The sequence below is a fragment of the Bacillus arachidis genome (assembly GCF_030285945.1).
Classification (GTDB): domain Bacteria; phylum Bacillota; class Bacilli; order Bacillales; family Bacillaceae_G; genus Bacillus_A; species Bacillus_A arachidis.
In genome coordinates this window covers 2,139,252-2,162,356 of record NZ_CP127376.1, presented here as the reverse complement: position 1 = coordinate 2,162,356, position 23,105 = coordinate 2,139,252, and the positions used below count along the sequence as shown (strand labels likewise).

The 23,105-nt window shown below is 34.3% G+C and carries 25 protein-coding genes; 6 read left to right on the top strand and 19 right to left on the bottom strand.

The features are described 5' to 3' along the window. Nucleotides 1-91 precede the first annotated feature (91 nt). From QRY57_RS12585 to asnB, 5 genes are all read right to left on the bottom strand, one after another. Nucleotides 92-1,051, bottom strand: a complete 960-nt coding sequence (locus QRY57_RS12585) for an ABC transporter substrate-binding protein (protein WP_026594306.1) — start codon at nucleotides 1,049-1,051, stop codon at nucleotides 92-94. A 191-nt stretch (nucleotides 1,052-1,242) separates the two neighbouring features. After that, entirely contained in the window at nucleotides 1,243-2,223 is a 981-nt protein-coding gene (locus QRY57_RS12580) for an N-acetylmuramoyl-L-alanine amidase (protein ID WP_286017610.1), read from the bottom strand. A 100-nt stretch (nucleotides 2,224-2,323) separates the two neighbouring features. Beyond that, nucleotides 2,324-2,653, bottom strand: coding sequence for a hypothetical protein (locus tag QRY57_RS12575; RefSeq protein WP_286017848.1), 330 nt, complete (start codon nucleotides 2,651-2,653; stop codon nucleotides 2,324-2,326). Between the two features lie 56 nt (nucleotides 2,654-2,709). Further along, nucleotides 2,710-3,069, bottom strand: coding sequence for a GNAT family N-acetyltransferase (locus QRY57_RS12570; protein ID WP_286017609.1), 360 nt, complete (start codon nucleotides 3,067-3,069; stop codon nucleotides 2,710-2,712). Nucleotides 3,070-3,162: 93 nt separating this feature from the next. Next, complete coding sequence (gene asnB / locus QRY57_RS12565; RefSeq protein WP_003197399.1) at nucleotides 3,163-5,064, bottom strand: asparagine synthase (glutamine-hydrolyzing); 1,902 nt, start codon at nucleotides 5,062-5,064, stop codon at nucleotides 3,163-3,165. Nucleotides 5,065-5,282: 218 nt separating this feature from the next. Between asnB and QRY57_RS12560 the strand changes: the two genes are divergently transcribed. After that, nucleotides 5,283-5,750 carry an Hsp20/alpha crystallin family protein gene (locus QRY57_RS12560; protein WP_026594302.1) on the top strand — a complete coding sequence of 156 codons (468 nt, stop codon included), beginning with the start codon at nucleotides 5,283-5,285 and terminating at the stop codon, nucleotides 5,748-5,750. A 51-nt stretch (nucleotides 5,751-5,801) separates the two neighbouring features. On the opposite strand, the gene QRY57_RS12555 is transcribed toward QRY57_RS12560, so the two are convergent. After that, nucleotides 5,802-6,386 carry an SCO family protein gene (locus QRY57_RS12555; protein ID WP_026594301.1) on the bottom strand — a complete coding sequence of 195 codons (585 nt, stop codon included), beginning with the start codon at nucleotides 6,384-6,386 and terminating at the stop codon, nucleotides 5,802-5,804. A 345-nt stretch (nucleotides 6,387-6,731) separates the two neighbouring features. On the opposite strand from QRY57_RS12555, the gene QRY57_RS12550 reads away from it, so the two are divergent. Then, entirely contained in the window at nucleotides 6,732-7,709 is a 978-nt protein-coding gene (locus tag QRY57_RS12550; protein ID WP_286017608.1) for an MBL fold metallo-hydrolase, read from the top strand. A gap of 176 nt (nucleotides 7,710-7,885) precedes the next feature. Here the strand turns inward: QRY57_RS12550 and QRY57_RS12545 are convergent, their stop codons facing one another. The 4 genes from QRY57_RS12545 to tatA form a co-directional block, all read right to left on the bottom strand. Beyond that, nucleotides 7,886-8,728: a DegV family protein gene (locus QRY57_RS12545; RefSeq protein ID WP_035415791.1), complete on the bottom strand. Its 843-nt coding sequence runs from the start codon at nucleotides 8,726-8,728 to the stop codon at nucleotides 7,886-7,888. Nucleotides 8,729-8,880: 152 nt separating this feature from the next. Next, complete coding sequence (locus QRY57_RS12540) at nucleotides 8,881-9,132, bottom strand: DUF2535 family protein (protein ID WP_026594298.1); 252 nt, start codon at nucleotides 9,130-9,132, stop codon at nucleotides 8,881-8,883. A 154-nt stretch (nucleotides 9,133-9,286) separates the two neighbouring features. Beyond that, nucleotides 9,287-10,030 (bottom strand): twin-arginine translocase subunit TatC, encoded by a 744-nt coding sequence (gene tatC / locus QRY57_RS12535; RefSeq protein ID WP_026594297.1) that lies wholly within the window; start codon nucleotides 10,028-10,030, stop codon nucleotides 9,287-9,289. Nucleotides 10,031-10,076: 46 nt separating this feature from the next. After that, the gene (gene tatA / locus QRY57_RS12530) at nucleotides 10,077-10,241 is read right to left on the bottom strand and encodes a twin-arginine translocase TatA/TatE family subunit (protein ID WP_026594296.1); all 165 of its coding nucleotides are present in this window, start codon (nucleotides 10,239-10,241) and stop codon (nucleotides 10,077-10,079) included. A gap of 191 nt (nucleotides 10,242-10,432) precedes the next feature. On the opposite strand from tatA, the gene trhA reads away from it, so the two are divergent. Further along, on the top strand, nucleotides 10,433-11,089 hold the full coding sequence (trhA, locus tag QRY57_RS12525; protein WP_026594295.1) for a PAQR family membrane homeostasis protein TrhA: 657 nt from the start codon (nucleotides 10,433-10,435) through the stop codon (nucleotides 11,087-11,089). Nucleotides 11,090-11,124: 35 nt separating this feature from the next. Here the strand turns inward: trhA and QRY57_RS12520 are convergent, their stop codons facing one another. The 5 genes from QRY57_RS12520 to QRY57_RS12500 all read right to left on the bottom strand — a co-directional run bounded on the left by QRY57_RS12520 (nucleotide 11,125) and on the right by QRY57_RS12500 (nucleotide 16,466). Then, nucleotides 11,125-11,844, bottom strand: coding sequence for a lysophospholipid acyltransferase family protein (locus tag QRY57_RS12520; protein WP_026594294.1), 720 nt, complete (start codon nucleotides 11,842-11,844; stop codon nucleotides 11,125-11,127). 111 nt (nucleotides 11,845-11,955) lie between these two features. Beyond that, the gene (locus tag QRY57_RS12515; protein WP_286017607.1) at nucleotides 11,956-12,591 is read right to left on the bottom strand and encodes an FMN-dependent NADH-azoreductase; all 636 of its coding nucleotides are present in this window, start codon (nucleotides 12,589-12,591) and stop codon (nucleotides 11,956-11,958) included. A gap of 237 nt (nucleotides 12,592-12,828) precedes the next feature. Next, entirely contained in the window at nucleotides 12,829-14,814 is a 1,986-nt protein-coding gene (locus QRY57_RS12510) for a penicillin-binding transpeptidase domain-containing protein (protein ID WP_286017606.1), read from the bottom strand. Nucleotides 14,815-15,000: 186 nt separating this feature from the next. Further along, nucleotides 15,001-15,489 carry a dihydrofolate reductase gene (locus tag QRY57_RS12505; protein WP_090689116.1) on the bottom strand — a complete coding sequence of 163 codons (489 nt, stop codon included), beginning with the start codon at nucleotides 15,487-15,489 and terminating at the stop codon, nucleotides 15,001-15,003. 20 nt (nucleotides 15,490-15,509) lie between these two features. Continuing rightward, nucleotides 15,510-16,466 carry a thymidylate synthase gene (locus QRY57_RS12500; protein WP_286017605.1) on the bottom strand — a complete coding sequence of 319 codons (957 nt, stop codon included), beginning with the start codon at nucleotides 16,464-16,466 and terminating at the stop codon, nucleotides 15,510-15,512. Nucleotides 16,467-16,723: 257 nt separating this feature from the next. On the opposite strand from QRY57_RS12500, the gene QRY57_RS12495 reads away from it, so the two are divergent. After that, nucleotides 16,724-18,181, top strand: a complete 1,458-nt coding sequence (locus QRY57_RS12495; protein WP_286017604.1) for a serine hydrolase — start codon at nucleotides 16,724-16,726, stop codon at nucleotides 18,179-18,181. A 207-nt stretch (nucleotides 18,182-18,388) separates the two neighbouring features. Here the strand turns inward: QRY57_RS12495 and QRY57_RS12490 are convergent, their stop codons facing one another. The 4 genes from QRY57_RS12490 to QRY57_RS12475 form a co-directional block, all read right to left on the bottom strand. Continuing rightward, nucleotides 18,389-19,021 carry an HAD family hydrolase gene (locus tag QRY57_RS12490; RefSeq protein ID WP_026594288.1) on the bottom strand — a complete coding sequence of 211 codons (633 nt, stop codon included), beginning with the start codon at nucleotides 19,019-19,021 and terminating at the stop codon, nucleotides 18,389-18,391. A gap of 127 nt (nucleotides 19,022-19,148) precedes the next feature. Next, entirely contained in the window at nucleotides 19,149-19,724 is a 576-nt protein-coding gene (locus QRY57_RS12485) for a YpjP family protein (RefSeq protein WP_286017603.1), read from the bottom strand. Nucleotides 19,725-20,004: 280 nt separating this feature from the next. Beyond that, nucleotides 20,005-21,201: an ABC transporter permease gene (locus QRY57_RS12480; protein ID WP_286017602.1), complete on the bottom strand. Its 1,197-nt coding sequence runs from the start codon at nucleotides 21,199-21,201 to the stop codon at nucleotides 20,005-20,007. Continuing rightward, nucleotides 21,179-21,904, bottom strand: coding sequence for an ABC transporter ATP-binding protein (locus tag QRY57_RS12475; protein ID WP_208018727.1), 726 nt, complete (start codon nucleotides 21,902-21,904; stop codon nucleotides 21,179-21,181). The genes QRY57_RS12480 and QRY57_RS12475 overlap by 23 nt, the downstream gene beginning before the upstream one ends. 188 nt (nucleotides 21,905-22,092) lie before the next feature. On the opposite strand from QRY57_RS12475, the gene QRY57_RS12470 reads away from it, so the two are divergent. Beyond that, on the top strand, nucleotides 22,093-22,524 hold the full coding sequence (locus tag QRY57_RS12470; RefSeq protein ID WP_026594284.1) for a GNAT family N-acetyltransferase: 432 nt from the start codon (nucleotides 22,093-22,095) through the stop codon (nucleotides 22,522-22,524). Nucleotides 22,525-22,550: 26 nt separating this feature from the next. Continuing rightward, nucleotides 22,551-23,090, top strand: a complete 540-nt coding sequence (locus QRY57_RS12465) for an HAD-IIIA family hydrolase (protein ID WP_286017601.1) — start codon at nucleotides 22,551-22,553, stop codon at nucleotides 23,088-23,090. Nucleotides 23,091-23,105: the final 15 nt, after the last annotated feature.

Here is a 23,105-nt window from a genome sequence, read left to right as displayed (position 1 = left end):
TCTCCCTATTTAACAGAAAGAATTTTCTGTTATTTGAGATATAAAAAAACACATCACCCTTTAAATAGTGATGTGTTTTTCTCTACTTTACTTATTTCAAAAAGTATTTTTCAATGTCATCTAGCATAAGGTTCGCAGCTTTAATGCCGCCAGCTGTATTCCAAATAACTTCATCTACTTCAAATACTTTATTATTTTTGGAAGCTTGTAACTGTTTAAAGAGTGGGTCTTCTGTCCATTCTTTCGCTATTGTATTTCCTTCATTCGATTTCTTAGCATCTTTATCGGATGTGAAATAGAATAAGTAGTCTCCATCCATATTCGGAATTTGTTCTTTTGTAACACCTTTTATCGCAAAATCATCCTTATCTTGAAGTGGTGGTCGCTTAAATCCAATATCATTTAACACTACACCAGAGAATGAATTCTTTTGATAAATACGAACGTCACCTGGAACGAATCGAATAATTGAAACTTTAGATTCTACTTTATCTCCTAGTTTCTCTTTTATTCCTTCAATACGCTTCTTATAATCACCAAGAGCTTTTTGCCCTTCTTTTTCTTTATTTACAGCTTTTGTGTATAACGTAAAGTTTTCTTTCCAATCTCCGCGCAATGTTTCAGCATAAACAGTAGGTGCAATCTCTTTTAATTGTTCATATACTTTTTCATGACGCATTTTATTCCCAATAATTAAATCAGGCTTTAGTTTCATAATTGCCTCTAAGTTAACATCACGCTCAGTTCCTACAACTTTTGTATCTTTCAATTCTTTCGCTACATGTGGATACCATTCATCACCAGCTCTTGGTTTTGTAGAACCAACCGGTGTAACTCCGACCGCTAAAAGTGCCTCGGCGCCTTCATTTGTTAGGACAACCACTCTTTTAGGTGTCCCCGTAATCGTTGTTTCTCCCATCGCATGCTTAATTACATACGAATCTTTTCCTTTTGCTTCATTCGTTTCTTTCTTCTCTTCTTTGCCACACCCTGCAATCATAACCATTAACATTACGATGCAGAGCATAAAGATATTTTTAGTTCGAATCATACTTCCTCCTAGATGAAATTGATTATCATTTACATTTTAAAGGTTAATGTATTGAATAAATGTTGTCAATATATTTTAAAGAACTTTTCTAGCATATATTTCCTCAAAAAAATCCCTCCCTCTAAATTCTTCTGTCTGCAAGACATTCGAGGCAGGGCACTATTCGATTCTATTCATAATCTTTTTATATTTTAATATTGATTATATTTGATATAAGATGGATCATTATATATCCACTGATTTCCTCCTAGGTTTAGCCAACCATTTGGGTTTGCGTATACTAAATAGGATTCTGGATAATTTAACTGACGGATTACTGATGATGATGTCGATGGACCACTTCTTAAATTTACGTTCGTTCCTAGAATATTTGCCACTCCAATCGGGCTTCCATCACTATTCCCGTATTTCACGTAATCAATATATGATGGATCATTATATATCCATTGGCCTGCGCCTAAATCTAGCCAACCGTTACTTTCTTGATAAACTACATAGGATTCTGGATAATTTAACTGACGAATTACTGGGGATGATGTTGATGGGCCGCTTCTTAAATTTACGTTCTGCCCACGGATATATGCCACCCCTTTTGTTTGAGGAGTTGGATTTGGAGGATTTTGGTTTTCCGTTAACCCTAAAATTGCAGCGATTCCTTTTGCATACGCTTGACATAGATCTTCTATAAACTGCGGATTTTTTAATAAATTTGCATCAAAGGTTGTATCAATAAATGCTGTTTCTGTTAATAATGCATCCATAGTCGTTTCCCTTAGTACTGCGTAATTGGCCTTTTTCGCACCACGATCATGCAAACCGTATTTTGTTAAAACAGGATTAACTGCCGCATGCATCTTTTGTTGTTTAGCTGCTGCAGAACTACTATCTGATAGTCCATTATAAATATAACTTTCAAAACCTGTTCCGCCGCCGCTATTAATATGAAATGAGATGAAGTAATCTGCTCCGAAAGAATTAGCAATATTGGCACGTTCTGATAACGGGATAAAGACATCACTATCGCGTGTCATCTTAATATTAATTGTATAATTTGCAAGTAAAATATCTCGAACACGCTTAGCAATTTGAAGTGTTAAATCTTTTTCTTGCAAACCGTTACCAACAGCACCGGAATCGTATCCACCATGACCTGCGTCTATAACTAATTTCATATGCCATTTCCTTTCTGTATTTAATAGAGCATATAATTATGCTCGTCCTATTTTATGTACAACATAAAAAGTTGGTTACAAAACAAATAAAAAAACCCCCTTATGTAAGGCGGTTTCCATCATCTCGATTAAGCCAATTTAAAATAAATATGTACGACTGATAATGAACATGTCGTATACAAAACAAACAAAATAAAATAACTATTCCAATGCCACTATATATTAAGCCAAACTTCAAAAAAATATTTAACATTGGCGGAAAATTTATCGTATTTTGCAATAAATATAAAGTAAAAAACAAAATAAAAAATACCGGAATGTATTGCCATTCATACGGCTTGCGTTTTTTACGCATCTTTTTCCGAATGAAAATTTGGCATAGTTCTGCCACTACAAAACAACCCCCTATTAGTAAAAAACCAGACGTCATCGTCATACATCCACCTGCCTTATATTCATTTCTTATCTCAGGTATCCTTTTTCCTTCTAGAAGCGCTTTATGTATATTTCACCATTCCATATAAAGCCGAGTCCCTCTGTAAAAGATTTAGCTTGTTCAGTTAGATCTCCTTTTAGTACCTGGATATCTTTTATATCTCTATGCTTCATCATTTCTTCAAATGTAAAATAAGCATTTGTTCCATATCCGTAACCTTGGTAATCAAAATGAATAATTAAATTAGATAATACAGCGTGTTCACCTTGTACTGTATAATCCATTACACCAATATATGTATCGTCAATTTTTATACAATATTGAACTTCTTTCCTATTGAAACCATGAGAAGCAAACATTTCTTCAACAACTCTTTTTGTCTCTGTATTCACTTTTTCAAACGTAATCATATGTTGTCCACCCTCTTATTATTAGTGTATCAGGCATAATACATATTTATGAAAAAAACCTTAAGGTCGTATACGACCTTAAGGTTTTTCTACTTAAACTAAGCTATACGCACGCTTTGTTTCTTCATGAAACTCATTTGTATCGTATTTATGCTCTACATAAATTTGATGCCATACCATAAACGCAAGTACTGTCCAAATTTTACGGCTATAATCACCTTTATCCGCACAGTGTGCTTCCAGTAAGTTTAATACGTACTGTTTGTCGATTAAATGCTCTGTTTTACTTTCTTTAATAATATTAACAGCCCAATCATGCATTTCATCTTTTAACCAGTGACGAATTGGTACTGGGAAGCCTAGCTTTTTGCGATCTAATACATGATCTGGAACGATTCCTCGCACTGCTTCGCGTAAAATTGCTTTTGTTGTCCCATTTGCAATTTTTAATTCTGTTGGAATTTTAGACGCAACGTCAAACACTTCTTTATCTAAGAACGGTACACGAAGTTCTAATGAATTTGCCATCGTCATTTTATCAGCTTTTAATAAAATGTCGCCACGTAGCCATGTGAACATGTCGATATATTGCATTTTGCTAACATCGTCATAATCCTTAATTTCATTGTACAATGGTTTCGTGATATCCATATAGTTTACACTTTCATTGTAATACTTCATTAGCTCAGCTTTTTCTTCTTCACGGAAGATTTTCGCATTACCATAGTAACGTTCTTCAATTGGTGTACATCCACGCTCTAAGAAGCTTTTCCCTTTAAATCCTTCTTTAAGCGCACCACTTAATGCTTTTAAAACGCTTTTCCCTGGAGTAGGGATGTAAGAGAACATTTTTAAAGAATTTGGCTCGCGATAAATGTTATATCCACCAAACAGCTCGTCTGCACCTTCACCAGAAAGAACTACTGTTACATGCTTACGAGCTTCCTTTGCAACGAAGTACAATGGTACAGCAGCTGGATCAGCTAAAGGATCGTCCATGTGCCAAATGATTTTTGGGAATTCATTCATGAATTCTTTTGCTGTAATGAAGACACTATGGTTTGTTACACCTAGTTTTTCTGCAGTTTCTTTTGCAACATCAACTTCACTGAAGCCGCGGCGTTCGAAACCAACAGAGAATGTTAAAAGATTTGGATTCATTTCTCTTGCAATAGAAGCAATGATAGATGAATCAATACCACCAGATAAGAATGAACCTACTGGTACGTCACTACGCATATGCACTTTTACAGAATCGTACAATACATCACGAATCGCTTGAATGTGCTCCTCTTTCGTTGCACTTGAAGCATTGAAATACGGTTTCCAGTAACGATGAATTTCCATTTCTTTACCGATTTCTTTTACGAAATAATGACCAGGTTCAATTTTATTAATATCAACAGTTAGTGTTTCTGGCTCTGGTCCATATTGGTACGTAAAGTAATGTTGCAATGAAGTTGGGTTTACCCCTTTGTCTTGCATTACATGCATAATACTTTTCTTTTCAGAAGCAAAGAATGTTGTATCACCTTGCTGCGCGATATATAGTGGCTTAATACCGAAGTGGTCACGTGCACCGAAAAGTTTCTTTTCTTCACGATCCCAAATCATAAATGCAAACATACCACGTAAGTAATCTACACATTTTTCTTTCATATGTGCATACAATGCAATGATAACTTCTGTATCAGATTGTGTTGCAAATGTTGCGCCTTTTTCAAGTAACATTTCACGTAATTCTACATAATTGTAAATTTCACCATTAAAAATAATTACATATCGATCATTTTCATACGTTAGTGGCTGATGTCCTGCCTCTAAGTCAATGATACTTAAACGGCGGAAGCCAAATTGTACATGTTCATCACGAAAATATCCTTCGTCATCTGGACCACGGTGGAAAATAATCGTGTTCATATTTTCAAATTGATGTTTTTCTGTTTCTGAAAACTCTCTAGGGTTTTCACATAAACATCCTACAAAACCACACATTCTTCTTACCCTCTTTCAGTTTTCATTCTGTTTCTATACTACTATATCAACCCTATTTATACTAGCATAATCAACTCAATATGGCGATAAAAACTATAAAAAAATCACTCCATTTCACATTTTACCCAATTTTTTTGAACAAACATGAAAAATAGGCACTCACATTTGCACACATTTGTCATATGATATTGCAAATTGATTTCTAGGAGGCAAAAAACATGAGTGATGAAAAAAAAGATTCTTCGTCTCGTCCACCAATTCGTAGTTACTTAAAGCAAATCGATGATTTTTTTGAACAAACACCATTGCGTGATGTAATTGCAGACATGAATCACTTTTTTCAAAAAGGAAACCGTTTATTAACATTTCCTGTAGACCTATATGAAGCTGGCGAAGACCTAGTCATAAAAGCAGAACTCCCAGGCGTTCAAAAGGAACAAATCCAAATAGAAATTCAAAGCGAATACTTAAAAATCTCTGTTACGGAAGATTTCATGGAAGAAACAAAAGATGAAGTTTCACATAATTACTATCGCCGTGAGCGCTCCATGTCAGGAGCTTCTCGCATGATTAAACTTCCATATTTAATTGAGAAAAAAAACGCAAAAGCTTCCTATCAAAATGGCATTTTAGAAATCCGCGCTCCAAAACTTCCACAACAGCACGACATTTTATCGATAGATTAACCATTATATATTTTTCCATATACAAAAAGAAGGATGCTCAGCATCCTTCTTTCATTTCAATAACCGTTCCATATCACGTAAAATATCTTCATATGGTGTATTGCTCATTCCGCTATACTTTTTCATTACCTTACCTTCTTGATCGACTAAGAAAAATGATGTTCCGTGGATAACTTGCCCATTCTCTGGTTTATCTACAAGTGATTGGAAATTATCCTTTGAGAATTTCTTGATATCTTCTAATGAGTACCCTGTTAGCAAGTTCCAATTACTTGTATCTTCTGTGAATTTTTGTATAAATGTTTTCAAATTCTCTGGCTTATCAAGTTCAGGGTCTACACTAAATGAAACGAATTGCACATCTAGCTTTTTCTCTTTTGCCATCTTCTGCAACTTTGCCATATTCGCAGTCATCGGAGGGCAAACCGTTTGACAATTTGTAAACATAAAATCAGCCACCCATACTTTTCCTTTTAAATCTTTTGTTCCAAACTGTTTACCGTCTTGATTTATGTATTCAAAAGTTTCTAAATCCCAATTTAATGGTTTACGGAGTTTTGATCCTGAGCCGCATCCTGCAAGTATAAAGAAGCAAAAAACAACTATGAGACCAATCAGCTTTTGATAACGCTTCATTTTCAAACCTCTCTTCTCTTTCTTTAATTTATGTATGACATGCTTATCATAACAAAAGTAAACACTATGAGAAAATTGTTTATCGCATTTGTTCACGAAATCGTACGAATTTAGGTATGTTACTTCCTATTTTTGAGCGAATTACTAGACAATTATTTCATTGTTTACTAATATCATTCCCTTCTTACTTCTTTACATAACGATTTTCAATAAGTCACTCACTTTGTAAAGATGGCCGCACTATTTTTTTACAATTTTTTAATCGACAATCAATTTTTCCTACTTTTTTCCTTTACAACATTTCGGTACAATACAACTACAGAGATTTTAAATGAGGTGATGTTCATGGTAAAACGGTATGAAAACATGGATAATGTTAGTACAAAAAAACCAATTCGTTCGTTTTTACGTTGGCGTAAAGAACGAAAACAAAGCAAAAAAGATTTTTCTTATTTAGTAGAACAATCACCTGTCAAGCATACTCAGTTTTTACGAACGAACACTGAAAAAACAACGATTACATGGATAGGTCATTCAACATTTCTTATACAAACGAATGGGCTCAACATTTTAACAGATCCAGTATGGTCAAACAAAATAAAACTTGTGCCAAGGTTAACGTATCCCGGCCTTACATTACAGGAATTGCCCCAAATTGATATTGTCCTTATTTCACACGGTCATTATGATCATTTAGATTTTGCCACACTTCGTCAATTGAATTCAGATGTTCTATACTTAGTACCTACTGGATTAAAAAAGTTATTTACAAAAAAAAAGTTTCTGCGAGTAGAAGAATATAATTGGTGGGAATTCACAAAAATTAATGATGTAGACTTTCACTTCGTACCAGCTCAGCACTGGACGAGAAGATCATTGTTTGATATGAACACTTCCCACTGGGGTGGGTGGGTTTTAAATAATGGTACAACAGATGAAACGATTTATTTTTGCGGTGATAGCGGCTATTTCCGAGGATTCAAAGAAATTGGCAACCAATTTTCTATTGATATTGCCTTAATGCCTATTGGTGCATACGAACCAGAATGGTTTATGAAAGTATCACATGTTTCTCCAGAGGAAGCAGTACAAGCTTTTCTAGATGTAAAAGCAATGCATTTCATCCCAATGCATTACGGTACGTTTGCACTTGCTGATGAGACGCCTAAAGAGGCAATTACACGACTTCGTAATAACTGGAACTTACGTATGTTACCGTGGGACCAACTTCATGTATTGTTTCTTGGGCAGACATATATTTCGACTCCATCCAAAAATAAGAAAAAAGAGCATACTCAAGCGTTCAAACATCTTAATGTATAACAACTTTTTTTGAAAATACATTATATAGAGAAAAAACAAAAAGGGTGTTTTCATGGAAAAATATTTACAAAAACGTTGCATCATTAGCGGAAGCGCCTTGATTACTCTTCTTATCTCATATTTTCTATATTAGTAAAAAAAAGCTACTTGAATGATTTCATTCAAGTAGCTTTTTTTTACTCTGCTAAATACATAAATCCAATTGCGCCTGGTCCTGTATGAGTACTAATAACTGGAGTTGTATAAAAAATTTCTGATTGTGTAAACCCACTAATTTTTTCAACAGCTGCTTTTACGCTTTCTGCTAGCGGAATTGCTTTTGCATGAGGAATAGCAACTGCCTTTATTACTTTTCCTGCCGTCTCTTCTTCAAATAGTTTGGATAATGTTTTTACGATTTGTCCTTGACTACGCACTTTTGTTACAGGATTATATACACCCTCATCTAGACTAGCAATCGGTTTAATATTCAATAAAGAACCAATGAATGCTTTTCCTTTTCCAATACGTCCACCTTTTACTAGATTTTCTAACGTATCCACAACTACATACAAACGAGTATTTTTTCTTACTTCATCAAGACGATTTAAAATATCTTCTAACGAGCGCTCCTCTTGAGCCATTTTCGCAGCTTCAATTACTTGATATGCTAAAGCATGTGTAATAAATTGAGAATCAACAACAGTAACTTTTGTTTCTGTCATTGATGCAGCACTATTTGCCGTTGCAACTGTACCACTCATTCCACTTGTCATATGTATAGAAAGTACCTGACTGCCATCTTCTCCTAGCTTTTCATACATTTCTACAAATGATCCCATAGCAGGTTGTGATGTTTTTGGTAATTCTTCTGATTTTATCATTTCCTCAATAAATTCATCAGGTTGTAAATCTACACGATCTAAATATGTTTGTCCATTTACAGAAATAGATAATGGGATAACATGAATATCATATTTCTCAATCACATCTTGTGATAAATCTGCCGTTGAATCTGTTACAATTTTTATTTTTTGCATATTTTTTTCTTCCCTTTCCAATACGCTCTCCTTGTTATTATACTAGTATTCACAATGCTTTCAACAGTTTGAGCTTATTTTCGACAAAATTCTTTGGTTTTTATGCCCAAAAAGAAAATGACAGAGCACATTTGCCCTGTCTCTATTTTAGATTATGCATTTTTTTCAAGTGAATTTGTTTGATACACATTTGAATAATCATTCCACTTTAAGCAACTTTGTAAATATTCGCGAAAAGAGTATGAGAATCTCGGTTGTTTTTGTTTTTGAATTTTAGCAATAAATAGTTGAAGACGTGACTGAATTAGAAATGCTAACGGATGTTGTGCGTGTAAGACAGGGATTTCAAATATTTTGACACAATTCCCTGTTGAATGGGTGAAATAAAAACTTTTCATGATCACGATATCAATCCTCTTTTTTGTTGGATTTATAACTTTAGTATAAACTTACATTGGTGAAAAGTTTGTCTAAATTTCGGGGATTCCATAATTTTTTTCTTCTTTATATTGTATACGATTACAAGTATAGTATAACAAATATATTAAAAAAGTGCCTTCATAATGAGGCACTTTTTGATTCTTTATTCATTTCTCGTTTCATTTTCCTCTTATACACAAACTTTGATGCTGTAATACTTAATTCATAAATTACAAGAAGAGGTACCGCTACTGAAAAATCAGAAATAAAGTCTGGTGGCGTAATACAAACAGCAATTACAATTAAAATGAAATATGCGTATCTTCTCACTTTTTGTAGTGCTATCGGATTGAGAACTCCTATGCTTGTTAAAAACATCGCGATGACGGGAAGTTCAAAAATCACTGCAAACGGTACAGTCATATTCATAACAAATGAAAAGTACTTATCCGTTGTAAACATTGTCTGAAACATATCCTCACCGAGACTCATTAAAAATTGTAAAATAAATGGCAAAATAAGAAAATAACCGAAACAAAGTCCTCCAATAAACAATAAAAATAATGCCGGTATATACAGAATTGTCATTTTTCGCTCATGTTCATGTAATGCTGGCTTTACAAATAGCCAAATTTGTAAAGCTGCAACTGGTATTGTACAGACAATTGAAAAGACAGCTGCAATTACAAAATAAATCCATAAAATATCACTCGGACCTAAAACGGTTAATTTCATATTCAAATCTTTTACGATAAAATTATATATTTCTTTCGTAAATGAAAAGCCAATGACAATAAAAATCAGAAACGTCAGCGCTGTTATAATGAGTCGCTTCCTTAACTCTCCAAGATGTTCTATGACACTCATCTCTTGATTGTTCATTCTTCTCACCACATTCCCCATTCACTATACGGCATAGAAACAAAATTTATTTTTTTTCATCTGTATCATCGTGTAAACCTTTTGCAGACCTTTTAAACTCTTTTAATGTTTCCCCAAAAGCTCGTCCAATTTCAGGTAACTTTTTTGGACCAAAAATAATTAAAGCGAGTACTAAAATTAATATCAATCCTGGAACCCCAATATTTGGCATATGACTTCCCCCTTAATCTCACTTAATTTTATTTTGTCAAAAAAGTTTGTAAACGTCAATGTATCCGCTGTCTTTTGTCAAAAAAATTTGAAAATATAATCACTTAAACAATTTTCATTTTCTATTTCTTTTGTATATGATAAGGTAAAGAAAATACATCTTATTTCATTAACTGAGAAAGGATTTAAACCATGGCGCAAAAAATAACACGAATGACACAGTTCGTCAAAGAAGAGATTGCTAATGCGATTACCCATGGCATTGGTGCTATTTTAAGCATTCCTGCCCTTATCATATTAATTGTTCATGCTTCGAAGCATGGCACAGCCTCTGCTGTTGTTGCATTTACTGTTTACGGTGTGAGCATGTTTCTACTATATTTATTTTCTACGCTATTACATAGCATCCATCATCCAAAAGTAGAAAAATTATTTACGATTTTAGACCACTCTGCTATTTACCTATTAATAGCTGGCACCTATACACCGTTTTTACTTATTACACTGCGTGGCCCACTTGGTTGGACATTACTTGCAATTATTTGGACGCTTGCTATCGGTGGGATTATCTTTAAAATTTTCTTTGTACGCCGTTTTATTAAAATGTCAACACTGTGCTACGTCATTATGGGCTGGCTCATTATTGTCGCTATCAAACCACTTTATGAAAATTTAACTGGGCACGGATTCTCACTATTGTTAACCGGCGGGATTTTATATTCAGTAGGGGCTATATTCTTTCTTTGGGAAAAACTCCCCTTCAACCACGCGATTTGGCACCTTTTTGTATTAGGTGGTAGCACAATGATGTTTTTCTGTGTATTGTTTTATGTATTGCCTGTTGCATAAAAAAATCTCAGCTTGAACAAGCTGAGATTTTTTTATTACTTATGTAGTTGAGCTGCAATAATATCTTTCGTATATTGCGTTAATTCTTTTACATCCATACTTGCGTATTGTTCAGGTGTAATTGGTTTGGAAATGGTTACCGTTGCATGCGCAGGCTTCATGCGGTTTCCATTTGCTTCAAACATCTTATATGTCCCATCTAATGTTACGGGTAAGATAGCGACACCAGACTTTACCGCAAGATGAAAACTCCCTGCTTTAAATTCTCCCATTTCACAGCCCTTGCTGCGTGTTCCTTCTGGAAAAATTACAATCGAATGACCATTTTTTAAAAGTTCAATTCCGTCTTTAATGGCTTGAAGAGACTGACGACGATTACTACGATCCATAAATACACAATTCATCAATTCCATCCAAGTTGGTACAAGCGGAAATTTCTTAATTTCTGCTTTTGAAACAAATCCAATTGGTTTATTTAAGTACCCAAGTAAAACGGGAATATCCATGTCACTTTGATGATTACTTACAACAAGTACAGGCTTATCTTTTGGCACATTTTCAAGTCCGTTTACTTGTACAGTCGATCCGGCTACACGAACCATTTTCTTACCAAACCAGCTTGTTGTTTTATGCACAAGGCGATCTTTTTCTTGTGGCGACATCGTATTTGCTTTACGCTTTATACGCCATAGCCTCGGTGTAATACCAATTACAATTAAGATTAAATAAAAGATTTTAAAAAATGTTTGAATCATATAGAACCCCCACCTATTATCTTTCCGTCATTAATTATACTAGACAAACGAAGGAAAAAGAAGAAAAAATGTCCAAACGACAAGCGTTTGGACATTTTTGAGTTTTCTATATTAGAAACGTTTTGCTACTTCACGTGCATTTGCAATTGCTGCTTCTTTAATTTCTTGTGCTTGTTCAGGATTTGCATTCATTCCTTCAACTGCAAGGTATTCTGTATCAGATACCCCCATAAATCCTAATACAGCATTTAAGTGGTTACGTCCAAAGTCCATTGCTGCATATGCTCCTTCAGAGTAAATGCCACCTGTAGCTTGAATGTGAAGTGCTTTTTTACCTTCTAATAGTCCAACTGGACCATTTTCAGTATATTTAAATGTTTTACCTGCGATAGATAGGTTATCTAAGTATGCTTTTACTACTGGTGGATAGCTGAAGTTCCACATTGGTGTTACAAATACATAACGATCTGCAGTCATAAATGTTTCTAAGTTTGTATTCATTGCTGCAATTTTTTGTTGTTGGCTTTCACTTAACGCTTCAAAGCCTTCACCTGCTGCAAATTTCCCCCAAGCTGCAAATACTTCTGCATCAATTTCTGGTACTGTTGTGTTAAATAGATCAATTGTTACCACTTCATCTTGTGGGTGTTCATTTTTATACGTTTCGATAAATGCTTCCCCTACTGCCATACCGAAAGATGCTTCTGCTGAATTTGGATTTGCTGTAATAACTAGTACTTTTGTCATTTTTATTCTCTCCCTTAATCAATATCTTTAATTTGAGATTTTTTATTTAAAAGTAAATTACTTACCTTATGTAAGTATAATACAAAACCATTCTTTTTTTGTCAATAAAAAATAGTTACTTTTTTTTCATAAGTAAATAAACCTTTCATCTTCTTTCATTAAATTTTCACATTTCATTATGCAATCTACACAAAAAAAAGCTATCTCCCATTTAAGGAGATAGCTTTTTCTTAAGTATTACTTTTGAAAAACATGTTTCACTTTTTCACCAGGAACATTACTTCCACCCCGGCCCTTCACATCTTCAATCATCATTGTAACAATCATATTCGGTGAATTTACGTCAAAAGCAGCGAACCATCCAAGTTCTTTTCCATCTGCTTCCTTCGATTCTTTCAACTCAGCTGTTCCCGTTTTTCCAGCGAGAGTCATACCGTCAATTTTAGCAATTTTCCCTGTGCCATCTTCATCATTAATTACTTTTGTTAACGCATTTTTTAATATCTCTTGGTTTCCCTTAGAAATCACATTTTCTTTCCAAGGTTTAACTTGTTTATCGTCTTTAATAAGGTGTGGAGACGGTATATTCCCTTCATTAACAATTGGTGCATACGTTAATGCTAAATGAAGAGGCGTCATTAATACTTTGCCTTGTCCATACCCTGTATCGGCCATTTGAATATCATTTTTAATACCATCTTTTGCAATTGTTGAAACTGGGAATGGGTATTCAATTGGTAATTTTTCATCAAATCCGAATTTCTTTGCTTCGCTCACAAATTTATCTTTACCAATTTTTATCGCTTGTTGTGCAAAGTAAATGTTATCAGAATACTTCATTGCTTTATCAAAATCAATTGGACTTGCATCTTTTACACGTGTTACATAATAATTTCCCCATGAAGAATCTTTTGTCCATTGTAATCCTTCAATTTTCAATTCCTCTTTTGGATCAATTGTTTTCGTTTCAAGACCGATTGCACCTGTAATTGCTTTAAATACAGAACCTGGTGCCGATGCTTGTGTAAAGCGATTCGTCATTGGCTTTTTCAGATCATTATCCCACGCCTCACGTTGTGCTTTTGACGCACCTCTTACCATTATATTTGGGTTATATGCAGGGCTACTTACAAGCGCAATTGTTTCACCAGTTTGCGGATTGATGGCTGCACTTGAACCAGCCTCTCCCTTCATTTCATTAAAGATTTTTTCTTGAACTGTACTATCAATTGTTAAAGTAATATTTTTTCCATCTTTTGCTTCTTTTTTAGCTAAGTCTTTCATCTCTTTCCCTTGTGCATCCTCCATAAAGACACGACCACCTTTTTCGCCGCGCAATTCAGCTTCAAATACTTGTTCTAATCCAGCTTTCCCAACTGGATCATCCGCTTGATAACCTTTTTTCTGAAGGGTCTTTAAATCTTCTGCATTCACTTTTCCCATGTATCCCGTTAAGTGTGCTGAAGCTTCTCCTAATGGATATGTACGAACTTTTACTGGACGAGATGAGACTCCTGGTAAATCAATATAATCATTTTGCGTTGCACTTTCTTGTAAAATACCGAGTGGTACAAAATAATCTGGTTTCACCCATTTAGCTGTAAGCTTTTGATCAATTTCCTCTACAGACATATTAAGTAATTTTGCTACTATTTCTTTCGTCTGCGGTGCAGCGTCTCCTAATTGTCCTGGAATCATGCCAATTTCAGACGCCTTTCCATTCGTTGCGAGCCCTTTTCCATTACGATCATATATTTCTCCGCGCTTCGCTTGAACTGTTTGCATACGTATTTTACTGTCTTTTGTCATCCCTGGAAAAATAAAATCTGGAGTCCAATCTATTTTCCAAGATTCTTTATCTCCATCTTTTTCTTTCACAAGTTTTGCTTCGTGCGAGAAGGAAATTTTCCCGCCAACTGTATCCATACTCACCTTAAAAGGAACTGGTCCTTTATCTTCTTTATCTTCTTTAACTTTTCCTGTTTCTACTTTTAAATTTTTAACTTCAATACCTGCATAAATCTTTTCATACTTCTCTGTAAAATCTTTTTTTGAAATGGTTTTTTTTGCATTTTCTGATAATTGATCATACATATCTGCAAACTTTTGCTTATTCCACGCTTTTGCATATGTATCAAATGCTTGTTCTGGCTTCTCTTCTTTCCCACATCCTACTAGCATGAGTGTAAAACAAAGAAAAAGCAATCCCCATAATTTTTTCAATCGATTCTCCTCCTTTAGCTAAACAAAGAATTTATAAATGGAAATCTTTCTTTTATAGAATTTTGCTAAAATCCTAAAACTTACAACCTCTCCCATTATATCACCAAGAAAGTTCATCCATAAAGTCTTATCTTGTTATCCAAATAAAAAGATTGATGTGAACATCCCACATCAATCTTTTTATAATTATTGTTGTTTTTCATATATGTGATAGTAGTATGTATATGGATTCTTTTCGTCCGTAACGCCTTTTTCTACAAAAACTTCTTTCCACTCTTTCATATTCATTTCTGGGAAGAAAGTATCCCCTCCAAATGAATGGTGAATCTTCGTTATATAAAGTTTGTTTACATATGGTAAAAATAATTCGTAAATTTGTGCTCCGCCAAATATGAAAATTTCTTCCTCATTTTTACATAGCTCAAATACTTCTTCTACTGAATGCGCAATTTCACAACCTTCTACATGATAATTCATATTACGCGTTACAATAATATTTCGTCTTCCTGGAAGTGGCCTTCCGATTGCTTCATAATTTTTTCTTCCCATAATAAGTGAGTGACCCATTGTTGTCTTCTTAACATATTGCAATTCACTTGGTAAATGCCATGGTAACTTATTATCCTTACCGATAACTTTATCTTCATCCATTGCGACCATAAATGAAATAATCATATTTTCATCTCCTTTTATGTTTACACTGCGACAGGCGCTTTAATTGCAGGATGTGGATCATAGCCTTCTAATGTTAAATCCTCCATTTCAAAATCAAAAACAGACTTTACATCTGCATTCAATTTCAACGTCGGGAATGGGCGTGGTTCACGCGCTAATTGCTTTTCCACTTGCTCGAAATGATTTGTGTAGATATGCGCGTCTCCAATTGTATGAACAAACTCTCCTACTTCTAAGCCACATTCATGCGCAATTAAATGTGTTAGCAACGAATAGCTTGCAATATTAAATGGAATGCCAAGGAAAATATCACCGCTTCGTTGATACAACTGACATGATAGTTTTCCGTCTGCTACGTAAAATTGGAATAGCGTGTGACATGGAGGCAATGCCATACTTGGCACATCTTCAGGATTCCATGCAGAAACGAGTAAACGACGAGAATCTGGTGTTTTCTTAATCATTTCAATTACATCTTTTAACTGATCAAGTGTTTCTCCAGCTGTTGTTTTCCACGCGCGCCATTGCTTTCCATACACATCTCCTAAAGAACCATATTGCTTTGCAAAATCAGCATCTTCTAATACATTCTTTTTAAACAATTCCATTTGCTCATCATAGTGTTTCTTAAATTCTTCATCCTGCTGAGAACGAAGTCCAAAGTCTGTCATATCTGGTCCTTTATAAGAATCACTTTCCACCCAGTTTTTAAACGCCCATTCATTCCAAATATTATTGTTATTTTGAAGCAAATAACGAATGTTTGTATCACCTTTCATAAACCAAAGAAGCTCACTGGCTACTAAGCGGAATGGTACACGTTTTGTCGTTAATAAAGGAAATCCTTCACTAAGGTTAAAACGCATTTGATATCCAAATACAGATACAGTCCCTGTTCCTGTACGATCTTCTTTTTTTGTACCATGCTCCATAACATGGCGGCATAAATTTAAGTATTCATATTCAGCATGTTTCATATGTAAGAAAAACCCTCTTTCGCATCTATTTCCTATATGGAGTTTATCATACAAAAAATAATTCTGCATGCAAAACTCTCCGTAAAACATATAAAAAAACATTTCAATATAATAAGTATTAACTGAATTTTAATTTGGAATCTCAATTTTAATGAATCTTACAAAATTCTTAACTTTTCATCTTTTCAGAGGGATTTAACTTCTTATCAAAGAAAATATAGTGCGGAAGTATAAAATAATATTTGGAGGTTAGAAGCATGAGTAAAACCAAAATCCCTGTTGTTTGTACATTACAAACAACAATTGAAAAAATGATGAAAGATTTACACGTCCCTGGGGCTGCTGTAGCAGTAATAAAAGATGGTGAGGTCATTGTTTCAGAAGGATTTGGCTATCGAAATTTAGAACAGAAAGAGCCGGTTACTCCTCAAACACACTTTGCAATTGGATCTGCGACAAAAGCGTTTGGTACGCTTTCTTTAAGCTTATTAGCGGGGCAGAAAAAGTTTGATTGGGATGCTCCTGTCCAAGCTTATATTCCTACATTCTCTTTATCCGATGTATTTGCAAGCTCGCAAATTACAGCTCGAGATTTAGCTTCCCACCGCTCTGGCGTAAGTCGTCATGATGCTCTTTGGTACAACTCTTCCTTAAAGCGAAAAGAACTCGTTGAAAAAATAAAGCATTTATCACTCGATGCTCCATTCCGTACCACTTTCTTATATAACAATTTAATGTATGCAACAATTAGCTATATGGTAGAGAACATTACAGATCGGACATGGGAACAATACGCCAAAGAACATATATTAGAACCACTTCAAATGGAACAAACAAACTTCTCTGTCATAGACTCACAAGATACAAATGACTATGCTTTTCCTTACGTTGAGAAAGATGGTAAAATACAAGAAGTACCATTCCGTAATATTGACACTGTAGGAGCTGCTGGATGCATCAATTCTACAATTGAAGATATGGCAAATTGGGTGCTGTTCCATCTAAATCAAGGAAAAATTGGAGAGCATGAATTACTATCTTCTGAACTACTACAACAAATGTATACACCGCACAATACAATTCCTGATCAACCTATTTTATCTACACCTGAATCTCCATTAAATAGTTATGGTCTTGGCTGGTTTATTAGTGCTTATCGAGGTTATAAAGTGATCCATCACGGCGGAAATATCGATGGTTTTACAGCACTTGTTTCATTCATTCCAAAAGAAAATATAGGTCTTGTTATATTAACCAACTCTGGAAATACATTACTTCCTAGTTATCTTGCAAATCAAATTTATGATGAACTCCTTGGATTAGAAACAATTGATTGGCATAAGCGCGCTATAGAAGACACCGCTAAATTGAAGGAAATGATGAAAGAAGTAAACCAATCACTTCCAGAGCAAGTAAAAGGAACAGTGCCTTCTCATACATTAGGAGACTATACTGGAACATTTGAACATCCAGCTTATGGAACACTAGAAGTATATAAGCAAAATGAAGAGTTATATTTACAATTTACAGAAATGAAAGTCCAATTACAGCATTATCACTACGATATGTTTTGTGCAAAATTAGACTTATTCCAAACAGAAATGAATGTGTTGCTTGCTTATGAGATGAACACAAATGGGGAATTCCAAACGATTCAATTACACGTACCAGTTATGTTAAGTACACAACCTCTAGCATTTACAAAAATAAAATAAAAATACCGATATACAAAATAGAGGGAGTACTATACTTCCCTCTATTTTTATTGTTCTAACCGAGCCCACATTTCAACATTAGGCGTATAAGAAACTTCTACGACAAACCCGTTCGAATCATAAAAATCCACTGTATATTGGTTACCCAAAATTCAATGTGATAAATACCTGGTTCAAACTGCTGCATCCCCTTTTCTTTCTATCATTTTAATACATTGACTCAACGACATGTAAAATTTCATTCGGTGTATTTACCATATAATCTGGAGAATCTTCCTTGACCGTTTCTATGACATCATATCCCCATCCAACCCATATCACATTTACTCCAACTTTTTTACATGCAACAATATCTCGTTGTTCATCTCCAACATATAACATATCTTTTTCTGTTATTTTTTTTGTTTTTAAAAATTTCTTGATAATTTTATCTTTACCAAACAGATTTTTCGAACAAAAAACTTCTTGAATATTTTCTATTTGATTATTATGTAAAAACGTTCTAATATGCTCTTCTGAATTAGAAGATATTACTGCTATTTTATACCCCTTCCTATCTAATTCATCTAATACTTCCTTCATTCCATGAAATAAAACTAAATCTTTAATAGCTGGCTGATATAGCTTATAAAATTCTAGCGCTAATACAGGTAATTTATACAGTGGTACATGCAGCTGTTTGCATCTTTCCGGAATAGATAACTTTCTTAAAGGCTCAATTTCTTCTTCACTTACTGTTTTATACCCATGTTTTTCGGCAAGTTGATTATAAATAGGCACAAATATATCTTGTGAATCTACTAATGTACCATCAAAGTCAAATACAATATATTTCAACATAATGAATACTCCTTTATCCTCTTTTTCAAACAAATCTAAACATCATTCTATTCGCTGTTAAGACCTACTTCACCTTCACATCTATAAAAACAAAAAAGAACAAGGGCATCGCCCTTGTTCTTTTTCACTAAGACAGCCATTTCGGCGGCATATTCGTATTCCAATAAATATCTCCTAGCTCATGGTGCGCTGTATAACCATCATCAAAGCGGTGGTAATGGAAATTGAAATAATATCCATTTTGCGGTGGATGATCACGTCTTACATGAAAACGCAGTAAGTCGTTTCCTGTTTTTGTGTCATATACATGAAAAATCTTTTCATTATTACCACCTGCTGGTTTTTGTGAAATTGCTAATGATTGTAATGACTCTTCTGGTAAATCTGTAGCAAGCTCTGCAATTGCCTCTTCTATTTTAGGTAAAATAATATCTTTAAACTCATCTTCAATGACAGGACCGATTTTAGAACCAAACTTTTGCATAGATTGTTTTTCAGCCTCTTGCATTGCATATGTGATAAAGGTATCTGCGGTTAACCTCTCACGATCTTCTTCATATGTATAGGACGTCTGCTCCAAATTTTGTTGCCTTGTAGGCTTGTCCGCTTTTGCATTATCAAGCAAAATAGAAGGAGGCGTCACTAAGCCAAATGTAAACACAGTAATTAATGCGACTAACGTTTTTCTAAACCAATTTGGCATTTTTTATTCCCTCCTCTTTCACTACTTATATTTCTATAACGGTTGTTTCTTCCATTATACAAAATGATGCTAATTTTTGCACTTTACAAATTTATTAATTTTCATATTTTTTTCATTTGAATATGGAATAGTAAGATTTCATACAATATAAATACAACTATAGTGAGGAGGATTTTTTATGACTCTAGATGTCATGTACTCCGTCGTAAGCATTTTTGTTCTCTTATATTTTATTTACCAGTCTATTACAGATTAAAAAAGAGCCATCCTGGCTCTTTTTCTATGGCAAAAATACAATCCAGCCTATTACGATTAATAAGAAAATACCAATGATGATAGCTGGTAATAAATAAAACTGTGCGAGTATAACTGTTCCATAAATCAAAACAGCTGGAATAAACAAACACATCGTTGCCCTTCCTTTTAACCATAATAACTTCCCTTGCTCACAATACAATTGGAGAAACATTTTCTTTGCAAACTCATTCCATTGATCACCAGAATAACGTGCAATTGCAACACAGGAAAATACGATAATAATAAGCGCAATCCACCATGGTGTTACTTTTATAGATGTTGCACTCATCAAGATAATTTTAATATAAAAACTTAAAGAAGTACCTGATCGAAAATACTCCTTTATAAATGATTCAATAATACGCGAATCCGATTTTTTTCCCAGTATATGCTTCGAGCGTGGAAAAAACCATGGTCTTGAATTATTACTTGGCTTCGTAGTTTGACCACTAAAGTGCATAATTTCCCTCGTCCAGCGCATACTCTCTTCCTTTTCTTTTTCAACTTCCTTAAAAAAGAAACGTTGATAGTTCATTTTTTGTTTTATCAATATCAAACTAATTCCAATCAATGCAATGATAAATAACACTGCATATACTGGATGTTTAAACCCTAAAAACACACCACTTCCCAAGCAAATAAAACTCATAAAAAATACGATAATCTTTACAATCCATAATACCCAGCGCTTTCCACCACGCACATCTATATATCTTACCAATAGTGATAACATGCACCGAAAAACGGTAAAGGACAGCCAAAATAATACAACTTGTAAAAGAGAAGCCCCCATACTCTTAACCAATATTGGTAACATAATGAGCGTTACAATACTATTCATTATACTTATTCGAATACATGTATATAGCATTCCACACTTTATTAACTTTTGCATATGAACTGGATGTTGAATTAAAAACAGGCTATCTGCTTGTTCAAAAAACGAACGCATCCCTCTTGAATATGTAGCAAAGAAAAACACAAACAAACCTATTAAAAAATAAGCAGGTTCTTCAACTGTTAATTCTCGTGTCCATAATGAACGGTAATAGATTCCACTAAATATAATCGCTGGAATTATAATATAGAGAGCTACCGTCCAATCCGTAACAGATCGAATCGATTTCCATTTCCTCTGCCATTCATAACGTAACCTTTTATAAAATTGTTGTTTCATCATGTTGTTCCCGCCTTACGATTGCATCAAAACAATCTAATAATGGCCTTTCCGGCATTTCTGCTAACGATTGAATCGTTTCTAAATTCCCATTTGCTACTAAAGTACCTTGTGAAATAAGTAAAAATCGTTCACATATTCTTTCGGCTGTGTCCAATACGTGCGTACAAAGTAAAATTCCTGCGCCTCGCTCTTTCTCTTTATATAAGAAATTTAAAAATTCTCGTGTTGCTACCGGATCTAATCCAATAAACGGCTCATCGATAATATAGAAGTCTGGTTCCGTTAAAAACGCTAAAATCAACATCGATTTTTGTTTCATACCTTTTGAAAACTTCGATAAATATTCGTGTTTATGCTTCTCCATTCGAAATGTATGTAAAAACTCCTGTGCCCGCTCCTCCCAGCTCCCTGCTTCACACCCACGTGCAGCCATTAACAATTCAATGTGCTCCCATAGCGTTAAATAATCATAATATGTTGGATGTTCCGGTACATAGGCATACGGATTCTCTTTTTCACCAAATAAAATTTCGCCATCCATATGCGCAAGCAAGCCAAGCATTGATTTAATCGTCGTACTTTTTCCAGCGCCATTTGCACCAATAAGAGCGACTAATTCACCTTTTCCAATTGAAAATGCTATGTCATGGATTGTTTTTTCTCCTGCTTCATAACCCGCCGATTGAATATTGACCTGTAACAAATTACTTCCCCTCTTCCCACTTACAATAAACTCCAGGGAAATTATAACATATTCCCCCTTAAAATATCATTCTATATATCTAATATATTAAATATCCATATTCGTATTATTAGCAGGAAAAAACGATTTTTAACAGAATATTTAACATTTGGAGTTGTTAATTTACATTTATAGATGGAGTTGAGAGAATGGAATCTCACATTCGAAAAGCGACTGTGAATGATATAGAAGCACTTTGTTCACTCACGAAAGAATTAAAAGGCTCTAATATTTCTCATGTCGACATGCAAAACCGCTTACAATTTGTTGAAATGAGTCCGTTTGATTTCCTATATGTTTACGAAGAAGATAATGTGATATTCGGATTCCTCGGATTTCGCATACGAGAAAACTTAGAAGATGTAACACGATATGGGGAGATATCCATTATTAGTGTTGATCTGTCAGCACGCCGAAAAGGAATTGGCCAAATTTTAATGGATTATGCAGAACAACTAGCAAAAAAACATAACTGTATTGGAACATGGCTTGTAAGTGGTACACAAAGAAAAGAAGCTCATCCGTTCTATAAAAAATTAGGCTACGAAGTAAATGGTTATCGATTTGTAAAATACTTTTAATCTACTAGTTGAAAGGAATTATTATTATGACAAACATTCAAGCAATATTTATCGATCGTGATGGAACCATTGGAGGAGATACTACCGTACATTATCCTGGTGAATTTACCTTATTTCCCTTTACACATGACGCTTTACGTGCATTAAAAGCACAGAATATAAAACTATTTTCCTTTACAAATCAACCTGGTATTGCTGATGGGAAAGCAACTATAGAAGATTTTATTCAAGAATTGGAATCATTCGGTTTTGATGATGTATACCTTTGTCCTCACAGACATGGAGATGGATGTGAATGCCGAAAACCAAGTACAGGTATGCTCTTGCAAGCAGCAGAAAAACATGTGCTAGATTTAACAAAATGTATTGTCATCGGTGATCGCTGGACTGATATCGTTGCTGGTATAAATGTGAATGCAACAACGATCTTAGTTCAAACCGGAGCTGGATATGATGCTTTGCACACATATCGCGATAAATGGGCTGATATGGAACCAGATTATATTGCAGAAAACTTTCAAGATGCTGTCAACTGGATTCTGCCGCAACATATAATACAATTTTAAAGAATAACCTTCTTC

Excerpts from the sequence above, each read along its gene's own strand:
- QRY57_RS12585 (WP_026594306.1), bottom strand. The coding sequence starts at position 1,051 with ATGATTCGAACTAAAAATATCTTTATGCTCTGCATCGTAATGTTAATG.
- QRY57_RS12580 (WP_286017610.1), bottom strand. The coding sequence starts at position 2,223 with ATGAAATTAGTTATAGACGCAGGTCATGGTGGATACGATTCCGGTGCT.
- QRY57_RS12575 (WP_286017848.1), bottom strand. The coding sequence starts at position 2,653 with ATGACGTCTGGTTTTTTACTAATAGGGGGTTGTTTTGTAGTGGCAGAA.
- QRY57_RS12570 (WP_286017609.1), bottom strand. The coding sequence starts at position 3,069 with ATGATTACGTTTGAAAAAGTGAATACAGAGACAAAAAGAGTTGTTGAA.
- asnB (WP_003197399.1), bottom strand. The coding sequence starts at position 5,064 with ATGTGTGGTTTTGTAGGATGTTTATGTGAAAACCCTAGAGAGTTTTCA.
- QRY57_RS12560 (WP_026594302.1), top strand. The coding sequence starts at position 5,283 with ATGAGTGATGAAAAAAAAGATTCTTCGTCTCGTCCACCAATTCGTAGT.
- QRY57_RS12555 (WP_026594301.1), bottom strand. The coding sequence starts at position 6,386 with ATGAAGCGTTATCAAAAGCTGATTGGTCTCATAGTTGTTTTTTGCTTC.
- QRY57_RS12550 (WP_286017608.1), top strand. The coding sequence starts at position 6,732 with ATGGTAAAACGGTATGAAAACATGGATAATGTTAGTACAAAAAAACCA.
- QRY57_RS12545 (WP_035415791.1), bottom strand. The coding sequence starts at position 8,728 with ATGCAAAAAATAAAAATTGTAACAGATTCAACGGCAGATTTATCACAA.
- tatC (WP_026594297.1), bottom strand. The coding sequence starts at position 10,030 with ATGAACAATCAAGAGATGAGTGTCATAGAACATCTTGGAGAGTTAAGG.
- tatA (WP_026594296.1), bottom strand. The coding sequence starts at position 10,241 with ATGCCAAATATTGGGGTTCCAGGATTGATATTAATTTTAGTACTCGCT.
- trhA (WP_026594295.1), top strand. The coding sequence starts at position 10,433 with ATGGCGCAAAAAATAACACGAATGACACAGTTCGTCAAAGAAGAGATT.
- QRY57_RS12520 (WP_026594294.1), bottom strand. The coding sequence starts at position 11,844 with ATGATTCAAACATTTTTTAAAATCTTTTATTTAATCTTAATTGTAATT.
- QRY57_RS12515 (WP_286017607.1), bottom strand. The coding sequence starts at position 12,591 with ATGACAAAAGTACTAGTTATTACAGCAAATCCAAATTCAGCAGAAGCA.
- QRY57_RS12505 (WP_090689116.1), bottom strand. The coding sequence starts at position 15,489 with ATGATTATTTCATTTATGGTCGCAATGGATGAAGATAAAGTTATCGGT.
- QRY57_RS12500 (WP_286017605.1), bottom strand. The coding sequence starts at position 16,466 with ATGAAACATGCTGAATATGAATACTTAAATTTATGCCGCCATGTTATG.
- QRY57_RS12495 (WP_286017604.1), top strand. The coding sequence starts at position 16,724 with ATGAGTAAAACCAAAATCCCTGTTGTTTGTACATTACAAACAACAATT.
- QRY57_RS12490 (WP_026594288.1), bottom strand. The coding sequence starts at position 19,021 with ATGTTGAAATATATTGTATTTGACTTTGATGGTACATTAGTAGATTCA.
- QRY57_RS12485 (WP_286017603.1), bottom strand. The coding sequence starts at position 19,724 with ATGCCAAATTGGTTTAGAAAAACGTTAGTCGCATTAATTACTGTGTTT.
- QRY57_RS12480 (WP_286017602.1), bottom strand. The coding sequence starts at position 21,201 with ATGATGAAACAACAATTTTATAAAAGGTTACGTTATGAATGGCAGAGG.
- QRY57_RS12470 (WP_026594284.1), top strand. The coding sequence starts at position 22,093 with ATGGAATCTCACATTCGAAAAGCGACTGTGAATGATATAGAAGCACTT.
- QRY57_RS12465 (WP_286017601.1), top strand. The coding sequence starts at position 22,551 with ATGACAAACATTCAAGCAATATTTATCGATCGTGATGGAACCATTGGA.